The sequence below is a fragment of the Sneathiella marina genome, assembly GCF_023746535.1.
Classification (GTDB): domain Bacteria; phylum Pseudomonadota; class Alphaproteobacteria; order Sneathiellales; family Sneathiellaceae; genus Sneathiella; species Sneathiella marina.
In genome coordinates, this window is sequence record NZ_CP098747.1 from 2,182,951 (window position 1) to 2,197,963 (window position 15,013).

At 47.7% G+C, this 15,013-nt stretch carries 15 protein-coding genes; 7 read left to right on the forward strand and 8 right to left on the reverse strand.

From position 1 onward, the window contains the following. Window positions 1-3: 3 nt before the first annotated feature. From trpD to lexA, 5 genes are all read left to right on the forward strand, one after another. A complete protein-coding gene (gene trpD / locus NBZ79_RS10400; RefSeq protein ID WP_420854603.1) occupies window positions 4-1,026 on the forward strand; it encodes an anthranilate phosphoribosyltransferase in 1,023 nt (340 codons plus the stop codon). Beyond that, a complete protein-coding gene (gene trpC / locus NBZ79_RS10405; protein WP_420854604.1) occupies window positions 1,026-1,820 on the forward strand; it encodes an indole-3-glycerol phosphate synthase TrpC in 795 nt (264 codons plus the stop codon). The genes trpD and trpC overlap by 1 nt, the downstream gene beginning before the upstream one ends. A gap of 13 nt (window positions 1,821-1,833) precedes the next feature. After that, the gene (gene moaC, locus NBZ79_RS10410; protein ID WP_251932346.1) at window positions 1,834-2,310 is read left to right on the forward strand and encodes a cyclic pyranopterin monophosphate synthase MoaC; all 477 of its coding nucleotides are present in this window, start codon (window positions 1,834-1,836) and stop codon (window positions 2,308-2,310) included. After that, window positions 2,307-3,536, forward strand: coding sequence for a molybdopterin molybdotransferase MoeA (locus NBZ79_RS10415; RefSeq protein ID WP_251932348.1), 1,230 nt, complete (start codon window positions 2,307-2,309; stop codon window positions 3,534-3,536). The genes moaC and NBZ79_RS10415 overlap by 4 nt, the downstream gene beginning before the upstream one ends. A 92-nt stretch (window positions 3,537-3,628) precedes the next feature. Then, the gene (gene lexA, locus NBZ79_RS10420) at window positions 3,629-4,360 is read left to right on the forward strand and encodes a transcriptional repressor LexA (RefSeq protein WP_251932350.1); all 732 of its coding nucleotides are present in this window, start codon (window positions 3,629-3,631) and stop codon (window positions 4,358-4,360) included. A 43-nt stretch (window positions 4,361-4,403) separates the two neighbouring features. Here the strand turns inward: lexA and NBZ79_RS10425 are convergent, their stop codons facing one another. Further along, window positions 4,404-6,494, reverse strand: a complete 2,091-nt coding sequence (locus NBZ79_RS10425; protein WP_251932352.1) for a ComEC/Rec2 family competence protein — start codon at window positions 6,492-6,494, stop codon at window positions 4,404-4,406. 110 nt (window positions 6,495-6,604) lie between these two features. Here NBZ79_RS10425 and gltX point away from each other — a divergent pair, with 110 nt between their 5' ends. Together gltX and gltA are read left to right on the forward strand one after the other, a co-directional pair. Then, window positions 6,605-8,011 carry a glutamate--tRNA ligase gene (gltX, locus tag NBZ79_RS10430; protein WP_251932353.1) on the forward strand — a complete coding sequence of 469 codons (1,407 nt, stop codon included), beginning with the start codon at window positions 6,605-6,607 and terminating at the stop codon, window positions 8,009-8,011. A gap of 133 nt (window positions 8,012-8,144) precedes the next feature. Then, a complete protein-coding gene (gltA, locus tag NBZ79_RS10435) occupies window positions 8,145-9,452 on the forward strand; it encodes a citrate synthase (RefSeq protein WP_251932355.1) in 1,308 nt (435 codons plus the stop codon). A 203-nt stretch (window positions 9,453-9,655) separates the two neighbouring features. Here gltA and gloA read toward each other — a convergent pair whose 3' ends face one another. The 7 genes from gloA to NBZ79_RS10470 all read right to left on the reverse strand — a co-directional run bounded on the left by gloA (window position 9,656) and on the right by NBZ79_RS10470 (window position 15,012). Continuing rightward, a complete protein-coding gene (gloA, locus tag NBZ79_RS10440) occupies window positions 9,656-10,063 on the reverse strand; it encodes a lactoylglutathione lyase (protein WP_251932357.1) in 408 nt (135 codons plus the stop codon). Between the two features lies 1 nt (window position 10,064). Then, the gene (gene lpxB, locus NBZ79_RS10445; protein WP_251932359.1) at window positions 10,065-11,234 is read right to left on the reverse strand and encodes a lipid-A-disaccharide synthase; all 1,170 of its coding nucleotides are present in this window, start codon (window positions 11,232-11,234) and stop codon (window positions 10,065-10,067) included. Further along, window positions 11,231-12,103: an LpxI family protein gene (locus NBZ79_RS10450; protein ID WP_251932361.1), complete on the reverse strand. Its 873-nt coding sequence runs from the start codon at window positions 12,101-12,103 to the stop codon at window positions 11,231-11,233. Before NBZ79_RS10450 ends, lpxB begins: the two co-directional genes overlap by 4 nt. After that, window positions 12,066-12,851: an acyl-ACP--UDP-N-acetylglucosamine O-acyltransferase gene (gene lpxA, locus NBZ79_RS10455; protein WP_251932363.1), complete on the reverse strand. Its 786-nt coding sequence runs from the start codon at window positions 12,849-12,851 to the stop codon at window positions 12,066-12,068. The genes NBZ79_RS10450 and lpxA overlap by 38 nt, the downstream gene beginning before the upstream one ends. A gap of 105 nt (window positions 12,852-12,956) precedes the next feature. After that, window positions 12,957-13,421, reverse strand: coding sequence for a 3-hydroxyacyl-ACP dehydratase FabZ (fabZ, locus tag NBZ79_RS10460; RefSeq protein WP_251932365.1), 465 nt, complete (start codon window positions 13,419-13,421; stop codon window positions 12,957-12,959). Further along, window positions 13,418-14,446 carry a UDP-3-O-(3-hydroxymyristoyl)glucosamine N-acyltransferase gene (gene lpxD, locus NBZ79_RS10465; protein WP_251932366.1) on the reverse strand — a complete coding sequence of 343 codons (1,029 nt, stop codon included), beginning with the start codon at window positions 14,444-14,446 and terminating at the stop codon, window positions 13,418-13,420. Before lpxD ends, fabZ begins: the two co-directional genes overlap by 4 nt. Beyond that, window positions 14,446-15,012 (reverse strand): OmpH/Skp family outer membrane protein, encoded by a 567-nt coding sequence (locus NBZ79_RS10470; protein WP_251932367.1) that lies wholly within the window; start codon window positions 15,010-15,012, stop codon window positions 14,446-14,448. The genes lpxD and NBZ79_RS10470 overlap by 1 nt, the downstream gene beginning before the upstream one ends. Window position 15,013: the final 1 nt, after the last annotated feature.

The following is a 15,013-nucleotide window of genomic DNA, read 5'->3' on the forward strand; positions in this document are numbered from 1 at the left end:
AATATGGCGAATTTCAAGGCGTTGGTCTCAAAGATTGCCGCCGGACAAAGCTTGAGCATTGATGAAACCCGTCAGGCTTTCAGTATTATTTTATCCGGCGACGCGACACCATCACAAATGGGCGCCTTTCTCATGGGTCTTCATGTCCGCGGAGAAACCGTTGACGAGCTTATCGGTGCGACCAGTATAATGCGGGAAAAAGCCATCTATCTCAAAGCCCCGGAAGGGGCCGTCGATGTAGTTGGTACCGGCGGGGATGGCCATGGCACGCTCAATATTTCAACCTCTTCGGCATTTGTCACTGCCGGTGCCGGCGTCCCTGTGGCGAAGCATGGAAATAAAGCCGCCTCCTCCCGATCCGGGACGGCAGATGTCCAGGCCGTCCTCGGGATCAATACAGAATGTGATTTTTCCCTGACACAGCGGGCCCTGGACGAGGCTGGCATTGGCTTTATGGTCGCCTATCGGCATCATGGTGCCATGCGCCATGTGGGCCCGACGCGAATTGAACTGGGCATTCGAACCATCTTTAATCTGTTGGGTGTCATGTCAAACCCGGCCGCCGTAAAACGTCAATTGATCGGGGTTTATGATCCACGCTGGATGCGCCCCATGGCTGAAACGCTCCGCGAACTAGGTTCTGAACATATCTGGGTCATGTATGGATCCGACGGATTGGACGAACTGACAACCACCGGCCCGTCCCAGGTTGTCGAGATGAAAAATGGCGACATCAGTGAGTTTGAGATCACGCCCGAGCAATTTGGATTAGCAAAAGTAACCCTGGATGATCTTAAAGGCGGTTTGCCCGAAGAAAATGCCAAAGCCATGATTGCCCTGCTAACCGGTGAAAAAGGCCCGTATCGAGATGTGACACTCCTGAATGCCGGTGCAGCGATTATGATCGGCGGAAAATGTGACACAGTTGAAGAGGGTATTTCCCTTGCTGCGGCCTCCATTGACGACGGGAAGGCACTTGCCGCTTTTGAAAATATGAAACGCATAACCAATGAAACAGCGGCCTGATTATGAGCATATTAGCAAAAATCTGTGACGATAAGCGCGACCATATCCAATCCTGCAAAAACCAGACGTCCCTGTCAGAACTAGACAAGCTGGCAAAAGGCGCGACGGCCCCACGGGGATTTATCAAAGCCTTGCGATCCCGGCGCGAGGCAGGAGAATATGGGCTAATCGCGGAAATCAAAAAGGCGTCTCCTTCCAAGGGGTTAATCCGCGAGGATTTTGATCCGCCAAGCCTTGCCAAGGCCTACGAGGCAGGCGGGGCAACCTGTATTTCCGTCCTGACCGACAAGCCCTATTTTCAAGGAAGTGATGACTATCTTGTGGCAGCACGCAAGGCGACTTCCCTTCCCGTTCTGCGCAAGGATTTTATGCTCGATCCCTATCAGGTAACCGAAGCGCGCGCTTTGGGTGCGGATTGTATCCTTCTGATCATGGCGGCACTCGACGATGATCAGGCGCAAGAGCTTGAGCAATGCGCCCTTGATTGGGGCATGGACGTATTGGTGGAGGTGCATGACCGAGCCGAGCTGGAACGGACCGCTATCTTGAAGAGCCCACTGATTGGCATTAACAACAGAAACCTGAAAACACTGACCGTTGATATTGCTACAACGGAAGAACTTTCGGCTGGCCTTCCCGATGGATGCCTGCCTGTTAGTGAAAGCGGCCTGTATACAACGGCAGATCTCTCCCGGATGGAAAAAGCCGGCTGTGGATGTTTCCTGGTTGGTGAATCCCTGATGCGGCAACAGGATGTGGTAGCCGCAGTTCGTCAGTTACTCGGAAAAGAATAAGGATATTAATAGGATGGGAGACTTTACTCATTTCGATGATAAAGGCGATGCCCATATGGTTGATGTCGGCGAAAAGGACATAACCGAGCGTATTGCGAAAGCTGTTGCGAGCATTACCATGCAACCGGAAACCCTGAAGTTAATTCAGGATGGGACCGCGAAAAAAGGCGATGTCCTTGGGGTTGCCCGTCTCGCCGGTATAATGGCAGCCAAAAAAACTGCAGATCTTATTCCCCTATGCCATCCCCTTGCCTTAACCCATGTCGGGGTGGAATTTACGGTACATAACTCTGATAATACAATCGAGGCCCTGGCAACTTGTAAACTCAAAGGCCGAACAGGCGTGGAAATGGAGGCCTTGACAGCAGCAAGTATCAGCGTTTTGACGATTTATGATATGTGCAAGGCAGTGGATCGCGGCATGATCATTTCCAATACAAGGCTTTTGGAAAAAAGTGGCGGTAAATCAGGAAGTTATAAAGCGTCATGATATCGGTAGATGAAGCCAGATTTCAAATTCTCAAAGAATTATCTATAGTTGATACGGAAGTCGTTTCCCTGGATAAAGCACTCGGGCGGGTGTTGACAGAAGATGTTATGGCCCGGCGTACCCAGCCGCCTTCTCATATGTCTGCCATGGATGGTTTTGCTGTAAAAGCTGCTGATACCCAGTCGATACCAGCAAATCTCAAGATTATTGGCGACGCACCGGCCGGTGGAAGCTTTGAGGGAATTGTTCGGACGGGAGAAACCGTTCGTATCTTCACCGGTGGCCCGTTACCGGAGGGTACGGACAGTATCGTGATCCAGGAAGACACCAATCTCGGCGAAGACAGTCAAAAAGACGGATATGTTGAAATCCGTGAAACAACACCCGTGGGTCATTATGTCCGCCCGGCGGGTCTCGACTTCCAGGACGGGACAATCGGCCTGACGGCAAACAGGCGGCTGTCTGCACGGGATATAGGGCTACTCGCCGCCATGAACGTGCCCTGGGTTACCGTTTGCCGCAAACCTCGCATAGCCCTGTTGTCAACCGGTGACGAACTCGTACGCCCCGGCGAGCCCGTCGGTCCCAACCAAATTATCTCCTCCAATAGCCTGTTAGTCGCCGCCCTCATTCAACAATCGGGCGGCGAAGCGATTGATTTGGGTATTGCCAAAGATAATGAAGACTCTTTGCGGCAGATGGCCGCCGGTGCCAAATCCGCCGATATGCTGGTGACATTGGGCGGTGCCTCTGTCGGAGATCATGATTTGGTGCAATCTGTATTGGGTAAAGAAGGATTATCTGTCGATTTCTGGCGGATCGCCATGCGGCCCGGAAAACCGCTGATGTCTGGTGATTTGAATGGGACTCCCATGTTGGGAATGCCGGGCAATCCGGTATCAAGCATGATTTGCAGTTTTCTGTTCCTCATACCGGCGATAGACGCCTTGCTGGGCCTTCCCCCGCGTCGCCCGCCGCTTTCGACAGCGGTTATAGCCCATTCGGTTAAAGAGAATGACCAACGCGAAGACTATTTACGGGCCAGAATTATCGGCAAATCAGACGGATTGCCTGTCGTAGAACTGTTTGACAAACAAGATAGCTCCATGTTGTCACCTCTGGCGGCTGCTGATTGCCTTGTATTACGGGGCCCGTTCGCCTCTTCCCTCCCGGCGCAGTCACAAGTAGAGATTATACACCTTAAAGCCGGCTACCCAGACGTTTGAAAAACATCCAATATTAGAGCTTGACGTAACATGAGAACCTTTGTAGAACATTAGGTATTGTTTTCGTTTTGTTCTTGATGGTGGAAATGGCCATGCTTACCAATAAACAACACCAACTTCTGATGTATATTCATAAATGCCTTGAAACACGAGGGGTTTCACCGTCGTTTGACGAAATGAAGGAAGCGCTTGATTTAAAATCGAAATCCGGAATTCATCGGTTGATTACAGGGCTGACGGAACGGGGATTTATCCGTCGCCTTCCCCACCGCGCTCGTGCGTTGGAGATTTTGAAATTACCGGATGATGTTGTTTCCATGAATACGGCAACAACAGATACAAACGCTTCTCCGGTTACTTTAAGCCTGATTCAGGGTGATTTCGGAAGTACCGGCAAATCCGCCAAAGAACCATTGTTAGATGCGGTGGAGCCGGATGCAAACAGCATTTCTCTCCCACTTTATGGCCGGATTGCTGCTGGTACGCCTATCGAAGCATTGGCGGATCCCAGTAATTTTGTGAATGTACCGGCGGGTATGATTGGCGGTGGTAAGCATTATTGCCTCGAAGTTGCCGGAGATTCAATGGTTGATGCGGGTATCCATGATGGGGATACCGTCGTTATTTGTGAAAGCAATACGGCGGAGAATGGCAAAATTGTTGTTGCTTTGATCGATGATGGCGAAGTGACACTGAAGCGATTACGTCGTAAAGGTGGTTCCGTTGCACTGGAAGCCGCTAATCCAGACTATGAAACTCGCATTTTTGGACCGGATCAGGTTAAGGTTCAGGGTCAATTAGTGGGTCTTTTCCGGAAATACTAGTTTTTAAAATATACTCTAAGTGCCTGAATTTACCTGATATATATCAATTTTTTGGCATAGAGTAGCGATGCGGCACCCAAGGACGGCTGCCACGAAGATCATTCACGGTTTCTATGCGAAAATCACCTGAATTTTCCAGCCAAATGCTATGGGCCCCTTTTCTCCAGAGATCAAATTTATCGATCACCCATGGCCCGGAACAATTCCGTGCAACCGGCATTCGGCTGATTATTAATGTAGCCCTTTCGCAATCCATTGTAAGTGATTGATTAACCTTTGGAAAAGCAATCACTTGAGACTCTTTTAAATAGAGGCAGCCATATGGATCACAATCCACGAGGTTTGAGGACGTGACGTTGGGTACCGCTCCAAACAGCAATTGCCAACGTTTTGCTTCAAACTTCTCAACTTTTTTCGATGACAAATATATTTTTTCATCAGATATCCTGGCTGCGTACAGATTTCCTGTCTCGGAAACCAGAATATCGGGAGCCAAAGACGGTCTATATAGGAATATGAGCATAAAGAGGAAGGGAACCGACGCCCACCGAATTGACGTTTTCCAGATCATAAACCACATGGATAACAGGGTGATAAGAGATAGTTTTAAAGTTGAAAATGTCCCTAGATATTGTACAGAAAAAGGCCAGTGGGATGTTTTGTCGGCAATCCAGAGAATAACATTTATCCCGACTGCCATCATTTCAAATGGAAATGATACCTGGAGCGGCATGAAGAGAAATGCAACGATACCCCATGGCATAACCCAAAGACCCATAATTGGTACCGCAAACAAATTGGCAACCAAACTATATGCGGCTACTTGCCCGAAATGAAAGATGGCAAAGGGTGCAGTTGCCAGACCTGCAACAAAGGATGTCAGTATTATGCCGAGGATATATCCAGCAAGATGCCTGAACAGACCCCCGCTTCGGGTAAACTGACCCAATTTTTGTCCCACTGTTTCATATAGCGAAATAAGCGCGAAAACAGCTGCAAAAGACATCTGAAAGCTTGCTGACGTCAAGCTTTCCGGAAACAATAGAAGGATGATCAAGGCCGCCACCACAACCATCCTAAAAGACAATGCCGTGCGATCAAAGCAAATGGCCAAAAACAGGGCCGAAATCATGATATAAGCCCGAATGGCGGAAACACTCATGCCACTCACGAAAAGATACCCCGTAAGCCCCAGAAGAGCGACGAGCGCTGCTACTTTCTTGATGGGATAGTTGAGCGCGACATATGGCCAAAATGCTAGTAGAAGGCGCGTTATAAAGAAGATTAACCCACCAATCATTCCCATATGCAACCCTGAAATCGCCAGCAAATGCGCCAAGCCTGAATGACGCATATTGTTGATCTGCTCGCGCGGTATTGCCCCCTTATCCCCAGTTGAGATGGCTGTGATAAATCCGGCTGCAACGGTTGGCGCCAGCTGTTTTACATTACTGGCAATTGCCGAACGAAAGCGGGAGGAAAGGCGCCGTAAATTGTCGATAAAGCCCGAAATTTCTCCGACAATCTGAAAATCACTGATGCTATATCCCACGGCACCAATGGATTGAAAAAACGAATGCCGTTGAAAATCAAAGCCACCGGGATACGCCGGCGCAGGCGGCGGCAACAGAACTGCCCGCGCCTTTAAAATTTGCCCAGGATGCAGATGTGCCACGGACATTCGCGCGGTGAGTCGCAGATATTTCAGATTTGGAATATTGCTGCCCTGCTCAAATTCCAGATCACCTAACAATAAACGCCTTGCTGATATGCCCGATGATTTTTCCAAGAGAACGCCCGTCACTTCAGTTACCTGTTTCTTTTGCAGCACAGGCGCTGAAACAATATGTTCCCGAACAATACAGGCAGAGAACCCCAAACTTACCGCTAAGCCAGTAAACAGGATCAAACGGATCAATTGATAGCAAATGTTTCTGGCTAAAACTGATACGATCGCCATCGCTGGTGTCGTTAGCAACCAGATCACAGAAGGATGCCATGTTAAATTAAAGTAAAGCGCAATTCCAAAAGCCAAGGCGACAGGGAACCAGAAAAACCACCGTGATCGATCACGTTCAATCTGAGTTAAAATGCCGGACATCCCAAATCTGATCCCAAATTTCGTAACACCCATCTGTCACGCTCTACTTGCTCTGCGGCGATACACAGAGTACAAAAAGCCTAAACCTAACAACCTAAATTCTTACCAATCATAAACAAGAATTAAATACGAAGTGAATACTCATGGAAGTTGTAACACGATTTGCCCCCTCGCCTACTGGATTTCTCCATATCGGTGGCGCCCGTACAGCATTATTCAATTGGCTATATGCGCGACATAATAAGGGGAAGTTCCTTTTGCGTATTGAGGATACGGATCGCCAACGCTCTACCGATGAAGCAATTCAGGCTATTTTGGATGGCATGGCCTGGCTCGGCCTGGATTGGGATGAAGATCCGGTTTTTCAATTTTCCCGCCGTGACCGACATGCAGAAGTAGCCAATGATCTTTTACGTCAGGGTAAAGCCTATCATTGCTACGCCTCGAAAGAAGAATTGACGGAAATGAGGGAAACCGCCAAGGCTGAGGGCCGCCCCCCGATTTATGATGGCCGGTGGCGCGACAGAGACCCGTCAGAAGCTCCTGAGGGCGTCAACCCGGTCGTAAGGTTCCGATCACCCGAAACCGGGACAATAACCGTTGAGGACGCCGTACAGGGACCTGTCACCTTCTCTAACAGCCAACTGGACGACATGATACTCCTGCGCGCCGATGGGACGCCCACTTATATGCTTTCTGTTGTTGTCGATGATTATGATATGGGCGTCACGGATATTATTCGCGGTGACGACCATTTAACCAACGCCGCCCGGCAGCAACAACTGATTGAAGCCATTGGCTGGCGTATTCCGAAAGTTGCCCACATTCCGCTGATTCACGGAGCAGATGGTGCAAAGCTCTCAAAACGGCACGGTGCTCTGGGCGTTGAAGCTTACCGGGATATGGGATACCTTCCGGAAGCGCTGCGGAATTATTTACTGAGACTGGGCTGGTCTCATGGTGACGACGAAATTATCTCCACGGAACAAGCAATCGAATGGTTTAATCTCGAGAATATAGGTAAATCTGCGTCTCGGTTTGATTTTACCAAGCTGGAAAATCTAAATGGAATCTACCTTCGAGAGGCGGATAACCAATATTTGACCGAACTGATTTGCCCCTTAATAGCGCAGAAAACCGGCAAAACCGTAACAGCCAATGGTCGAAATTTAATAGAAAAGTCCATGAACGGCTTGAAAGAACGGGCAAAATCAGTAATATCCCTCGCAGACAGCTCACTCTTTCTGATTGCTGAACGACCTTTGGCACCAGACGACAAAGCCAGTAAACTATTGGATGATGTTGCAAAAGGAGTTCTTTCTCGATTAGCCGATCGGTTGGAAAGCCAGAGTGAGTGGACGCTAGAATCTGCAGAATCTGCTGTACGGGCAGCAGCGGAATCAGAAGAGCTAAAACTGGGGAAAATTGCGCAGCCTTTACGGGCGGCGTTGACGGGCACTACTGTTTCGCCCGGAATATTTGAAATCCTCGAAGTTCTTGGTCAAGAAGAGTCGGTTGGACGAATCCGAGACGCGGTGTCCACACCATAGCCGCGATATTCAGATGTCTATTTAGACATATCCGGACTAGTCTCTTATAATGGTATGAAAAGAAACTCTGGTTGGAGTTTTAGTAACCTGACGCAGGCAAATTGATGCCTGCTTAACGAAGGATAGGGAATTAATGAGCAGCTCAACTGTCACAGGAAATGTAAAACTAAGTGAAGAAACCCTTGATAGCGCTACGGATTTACCGTTGTTATCTGGAAGTGTTGGTCCCTCCGTCGTTGACGTTCGCAAACTCTACGCTCAAACCGGGCATTTCACATATGATCCGGGTTTTACATCGACAGCCTCATGTGAGTCCGCCATTACGTATATCGACGGCGACGAAGGCGTTTTGATGCATCGTGGGTACAAAATAGAAGAATTAGCAGAACATAGCGATTTTATGGAAGTTTGCTATTTGCTATTGAAAGGCGAATTGCCTGATTCTGCCCAGAAGGACAAATTCTCCCACGATATTACCTATCATACAATGCTGCATGAACAACTCATTCAGTTCTTCAAAGGCTTCCGTCGTGACGCGCATCCCATGGCCATCATGGTTGGTGTCGTTGGCGCCCTTTCCGCCTTCTATCATGACAGTACCGATATCAACGATCCAAAGCAGCGGATGATCGCCAGTTATCGCCTGGTGGCGAAGATGCCGACAATTGCGGCAATGGCTTATAAATACTCGGTCGGACAGCCATTTATTTATCCCAGCAACGATTTGTCTTATGCTGAAAACTTCTTGCATATGACCTTTAGCGTCCCGGCTGAGCAATATAAAATGTCACCGACGATTTCACGTGCAATGGATCGTATTTTCATCCTGCATGCAGATCATGAACAGAATGCCTCTACTTCAACGGTTCGGCTGGCGGGCTCCTCCGGGGCGAACCCTTTTGCCTGTATTGCAGCTGGTATTGCCTGCCTCTGGGGCCCGGCCCATGGCGGTGCCAATGAAGCCGTTCTGACAATGCTGCACGAAATTGGTTCCGTTGATCGGGTCCAGGAATATATTGCAAAGGCCAAGGATAAAAACGATCCTTTCCGGCTGATGGGTTTCGGCCATCGCGTATACAAAAACTACGATCCGCGGGCGAAAGTCATGCAACAAACCTGTCATGAGGTTCTGGATGAACTCGGTATTCGTGATGAACCCATGCTTAAACTAGCCATCGAGCTGGAGCGCATTGCGCTTGAAGATCCTTATTTCGTTGAAAAGAAACTTTTCCCGAATGTGGATTTTTATTCCGGTATTATTTTGCAGGCCCTGGGCTTCCCTACAAGTATGTTCACCGTGCTGTTTGCTCTTGCCAGAACCGTTGGCTGGGTAGCTCAATGGAATGAAATGATGGAAGATCCATCACAAAAGATTGGCCGTCCTCGCCAACTCTATACAGGGTATGATGAGCGGCCTTATGTTGACTTGAACAAGCGATAGTATCGTGGCGTCCGAATCCAACATAAAAATAAAAACGCCCCCTTCGGTTCATTCCGAAGAGGGCGCGCGCCCAACAAAATTGTATCTTCGTGCTGCGAATGACAATGGGGCACCCTTTGCGTTTCGCTTGAAAAGGATTTTCGCCTGGGGGTTACCTCTTGCCGGATTACTTTTTTTCGCTGGCGCGTGGTACCTGGGATAGGCTAGCGCTCTACCAGTTCTATCAGGTATCCATCTGGATCTTTAATGAACGCAATGACGGATTTTCCATGTTTCATGGGCCCGGCAGGGCGGGGTATGTCAACACCTTGTGCTTCTAGTTTTTCGCAAATTCCATAGATATCTTTCACACCCAATGCGAGATGCCCAAACCCATTGCCAAGATCGTAAGGTTCTGCCTGATCCCAATTGTGGGTAAGTTCAATGACTGTCGTGTCTTTTTCATCTCCATAGCCAACAAAGGCCAATGTAAATTTTCCACCCGGAAAATCGGTTTTCCGCAAAAGTTTCATTTCCAGATTATTCACATAGAAATCTATTGATTTATCCAAATCTTTTACGCGAATCATCGTGTGTAACATTCTGAAATTACTGACATTTTCCTCGTTCATTTTATTCTTTCTCAGTGATTAGTTTCAATATTACGTCTGCTGCCCGCGCCCCTGGAGCTTCACCGCCTTGTCCCAGTAGTATCATAGCCTCATGAAATTGATCAATCTGCGCCTGTCTTTTTTGATCTGAGCTGAATAGTTCGGTTAAGGACCGATGCAAATTTTCGACCGTGCAGAATTCCAGAATATGTTCAGGTACAATATCTTTCTTCAGAAGGATATTAATCAGATTCACATGCCTGATTTTAATCAACCGTCGCGCAACCCATGATGTTAGTGGGTTCATTTTATATCCTATGACATTTGGCAAACCGGCAAGCGCCAATTCCAAGCCAACGGTTCCGGACGCGGCAAGTGCGACGTCCGCTGCCGCCATGGCGTCATACTTCTCTTGATTGCCGTCGACGACAATACATTTGAAAGGCCAAGATTTCAGGGCTTCGCCAACAATAGACCCAGATGGACCGATAACAGGAGCCACAACCGTAAAATCCCCGACATCCGTCTTTACCTTTTCCAACGCTTTTTCAAAAATAGGCAAATGTCGGGTTACTTCGCCGCGGCGGCTGCCAGCAAGAAGAAGAAGTATTTTCTCTTCCGGCGAGATCTGATGAGCGGCTTTGAAAGCATCCGCGTTTCCAGTATCCGCACCCGTTTCCACCACTGAATGGCCGACAAATGTTGCAGGCAGGCCAACAGCAGTAAAATACGGTGGTTCGAAGGGCAGGACGGTTAGTAGATGATCGTATAAACCTGCAATTTTTTGCGCCCGGCCTGGCCGCCATACCCACACAGACGGCGCCACATAGTGAACCTTCGGGATCGTAGATCCATGCAGTTTTTTGGCCACACGAAAACTAAAGTCCGGGGCATCTATGGAAATAAAGATATCGGATTTCAATTCCGAAACTTTTTTTGCAGTTTCGGAAATTCGCTTCAGGATACGCCGGAGTCTTGGAAGGACTTCAAAAATCCCCATGACAGTCAGTTCGTCCATGGGAAATAATGTATGCAAGCCTTCTGCACACATTAAAGGTCCGCCCACACCATAAAACTCCACTTGATCGGGCAGTTTTTCCTTCAAACCCTGCATAAGTTTGACACCCAGGGCATCGCCTGATGGTTCACCAGCAGTCAGGAATATTCTATATTTCTTTTTGATCTCAATCACGGTGTAAAACTGTCGCTGACACCCACGATAAAGATACCTCCTTCATCTGCACGACGAGTGACCTCTGTCTTGTCGAGAACAAGCGTTAGTCCGGCTTCTACAGCAATGCCCCGCAAATTGGCGTTAATGGCTTCAGTGACGGTTTCCGGGCCGATTGTCGGCATATCTGCCTGAAGATCCTGCCCAGGTTTGGACAACTTAACCAGAACGCCCGCCGGCTTGCTCCAGGAAAAACTATTGGCGCGCTGGAGCAGGCCATCAGTTCCTTCTGCAGCTTCCACAGCTAACACGTAGCCATCCCGGATAATTGCCGCCTGCCCGATATCCAACTCGCCTATAGCCTTGACGATGCGGATACCTTCTTTGATATCCTGTCGATCCTGTTCCGATGGGCTTGAATTCCCGAGCTGTTCTTTACCTATGGACATACTGCCGGTTATTTCATGAGCGCCAATAATGTCAAAGCCCTTGTCCTTGATAAAGGTTGTAATGGCCGTCATCAGTCCATCATCACCTTTGCTCAATGCACCACTTATCTTCGCTAAAAGTTTTATACCTTCAAAATCAGGGACAAGCTTTTTAAAGTCCGGACGATTAACTGGTCCGGCTAAAGTTATATGCGTACATTTTTCCGCAGCCAGAGTTTTTAAAAACTGTCCGATTTTGGCAATTCTGATGACTTTATGCGGGAAATCAAGGTAGTGATCCGGATCCGCCTCGCCTTCTATTAAAAGCAAAAAGGGCGTCTCTCCGTCTGCACGTAAAGACCTTGCCAAGGCTATTGGCAAATTTCCACGTCCTGCAATAATGCCGATGCGACGTGTCTGTATCTTAGTTTGCTTGGCAGAATCCACGTTTTGATTCTTCATTTAAAAACTTGTGAACAATTTTTACGGAAGCTGAGTCTTGATATTTGTCAGCCAATTCACTTGCACGCTCAGAGAAGGTCCCGTCTTCCGAAAACAAGTACTTGTAAGCGCTACGTAAAATATGAATGTCTTCGCGCTCAAAACCACGCCGCTTCATACCGGTCAGGTTCAAACCATTGATGTTTGCCCGATTTCCTGTCGCCGAACCGAATGGAATAACGTCCGTTTCTACGCCTGACGCCCCTCCTATCATCGCATGCTCGCCAATGCGGACAAATTGGTGCACGGCAGACAAACCACCAATGATGGCATAGTTTCCTATTTCTACATGTCCACCCAATGTGGCATTATTAACAAGGATAACGTCATTTCCAATTAAACAATCATGGGCGACATGGGCTCCAATCATAAACAAGCAATTGTCCCCTATGCGCGTCAACATTCCGCCACTCGTTGTCCCGGGATTGATTGTTACATGTTCGCGGATCGTGCAGTTCTTTCCGATAACCAATTCTGAATTTTCGCCTTGATACTTCAAATCCTGTGGCGCATGACCTACAGATGCAAAAGGGAAAATGGTTGTTCCGCTGCCTACTGACGTATTTCCAGACACGGCTACATGAGATTTAAGCGTTACGCTGGCTGCAAGAGTTACATCTTTTCCGACTACGCAAAAAGGACCAACCGTCGCTTCAGGGTGAACGACAGCTCCGTCTTCAATGATCGAAGTCTCATGAATCCTGGTCATAAAACACCTTGCTACCTGCAAATATTACTACTGATTTAATTTTCTATAGCTAACAAGGAACGTAAGAATGCTCAAATCAAGCTATGTTACAGCGGGTTACCGGCCCTAATCGACAATCATTGCGGAAAAATCTGCTTCCGCAACTTTTTTCCCGTCGACCAAAACAACACCGGAAAACCGCCAGACAGGTCCTCTTTGCTGCATAATTTCAACATTTACATGCATTGTGTCGCCTGGAACCACGGGTTTGCGGAATTTCGCGTTATCAATGGACATAAATAAAACATGTTTACCCTGGGATTCAGCGCCAAGTGTTTTAATGACCAATACGCCCGCTGTCTGCGCCATTGATTCAACAATCATTACGCCGGGCATAATTGGCCTACCGGGAAAATGGCCCTGAAATTGCGGCTCGTTCATGGTGACATTTTTTACGCCAGTCGCCGACTTACCGGGAATGATGTTTATGAGTCTATCCACCAACAGTAATGGATATCTATGCGGTATCATTTCCAGTATATCTTGAATATCAAGGGCTTCGACCGTTTCAGTCTGAGATTCATCAGTCATTTCTTTGCCCCTTTACCTTTCGATAATTTGTTTAAAGTCGCCAGCTGGCGGAAAAACTGCTTAATTGGCCGCGCCGGAAATCCCGCAAATACCTCACCAGCAGGTACATCTGTCGTCACACCGGCTCTTGCAGATATCTTAGCGCCTGTTCCAACCGTTGCATGCCCTGCCATTCCGGCCTGACCGCCAAATATGACATAGTCACCGATTTTGGAGCTTCCAGCAATTCCGACTTGGGCAACTAAAATACAGCCTTTTCCAATAACAACATTATGGCCAATCTGAACAAGGTTATCGATCCAGGTATTGTCCCCAATCACTGTATCCGGGCCGGCACCTCGATCTATCGTAGAATTGGCGCCGATTTCAACGCTTGAGCCGATAATAACCCGACCCAATTGCGGCACTTTTACATGGCCCACTGCATCTGGAGCAAACCCGAAACCGTCCTGTCCAATTTTTACACCATTGTAAATGGAAACATTATCCCCTAGAAAGCAATGGCTTAACACTGCGCCCGTTCCAAGTCTGCAGTCATTCCCGACCTTGATGTTTTTCCCAAGATGACAAAGCGGTCCAATAACCCCGTTATCACCTATTTCGACATTTTCTTCTATGATGCTATATGGGCCAACAGAAACATTTACCCCGAGCTTGGCGGAGGGCGATATAATAGCTGTTGAATCAACTTTTCCAGATCCTGGAACTGGTGGATAAAATTTGGTAGCAATATGCGCATAGGCTTTATACGGATCCTGGGAAATTAATAACGACATTCCCTTAGGGTGGGTTCCCCGCGCTTTTTCCGGCGCCACACAAGCAGTTGCATTGGTTTCCAGGAATGCCTGTCCGTATTTAGGATTGCTTAGAAAGGTCAAATCTCCTTCACCAGCCAGATCAAGAGGTTTTACATCCATTATCATCGTATTCGGGTCTGCGTCAGGATCCAATTCGATTCCCGGCAACTGCGCAAGTTCCCCGAGCGAGAACGGGCCCTCTGACTTAAAAAAAACTGGATCTGGCATTAGCTTTTCTTTAAAGGCAGCATCTTAACAACCACCTTACTTAATTTCTTGTTCAGCTCTTCAATAACTTCTGGCGTAAGGTCCAAGGACTGGTCTGCAAATAAAATTTCGTTTTGATCAAACACGACTGTCGCACCGTATTTATTCATAATAACCTGAGCTAGTGGAATCATACTCTCGCGAACATCCGTCAATGCAATTGCACGCGCTTGTTGCAAACGCCGGGATTTCTCGTCAATCTCGCGGCGGAAACCTTTGGCTTTCAGATTAAATTCTTTTTGTTTTTGCGCATAAATTTTGGGAGTAACAAGAACCTTTTGCCGTTCAATCTGATCTTTTTCGGTTTTTAATTTACTTTCTCTTTCTTTGAACTCAGCTTTAATTTTTTCTTCGAGAGATTTAACTTGAACGTTGATGTCCTGAACAACAGAAAGTTTTTGCATGATAAGACGAATATCAATAATACCGATGACATCATTCCGGGTCGATTGACTACTTGCATATTGTACGAAAAATATGCTCATGATTGCGCTGAAAAGAAACAAGCGAACTATTTTTGCTTTCATC

Coding starts and splice junctions, on each gene's coding strand:
- NBZ79_RS10415 (WP_251932348.1), top strand. CDS start 2,307: ATGATATCGGTAGATGAAGCCAGATTTCAAATTCTCAAAGAATTATCT.
- fabZ (WP_251932365.1), bottom strand. CDS start 13,421: ATGACTGATGAATCTCAGACTGAAACGGTCGAAGCCCTTGATATTCAA.
- NBZ79_RS10470 (WP_251932367.1), bottom strand. CDS start 15,012: ATGAAAGCAAAAATAGTTCGCTTGTTTCTTTTCAGCGCAATCATGAGC.
- lexA (WP_251932350.1), top strand. CDS start 3,629: ATGCTTACCAATAAACAACACCAACTTCTGATGTATATTCATAAATGC.
- NBZ79_RS10450 (WP_251932361.1), bottom strand. CDS start 12,103: ATGAAGAATCAAAACGTGGATTCTGCCAAGCAAACTAAGATACAGACA.
- lpxA (WP_251932363.1), bottom strand. CDS start 12,851: ATGACCAGGATTCATGAGACTTCGATCATTGAAGACGGAGCTGTCGTT.
- NBZ79_RS10425 (WP_251932352.1), bottom strand. CDS start 6,494: ATGGGTGTTACGAAATTTGGGATCAGATTTGGGATGTCCGGCATTTTA.
- moaC (WP_251932346.1), top strand. CDS start 1,834: ATGGGAGACTTTACTCATTTCGATGATAAAGGCGATGCCCATATGGTT.
- gltA (WP_251932355.1), top strand. CDS start 8,145: ATGAGCAGCTCAACTGTCACAGGAAATGTAAAACTAAGTGAAGAAACC.
- lpxD (WP_251932366.1), bottom strand. CDS start 14,446: ATGCCAGATCCAGTTTTTTTTAAGTCAGAGGGCCCGTTCTCGCTCGGG.
- gloA (WP_251932357.1), bottom strand. CDS start 10,063: ATGAACGAGGAAAATGTCAGTAATTTCAGAATGTTACACACGATGATT.
- trpD (WP_420854603.1), top strand. CDS start 4: ATGGCGAATTTCAAGGCGTTGGTCTCAAAGATTGCCGCCGGACAAAGC.
- gltX (WP_251932353.1), top strand. CDS start 6,605: ATGGAAGTTGTAACACGATTTGCCCCCTCGCCTACTGGATTTCTCCAT.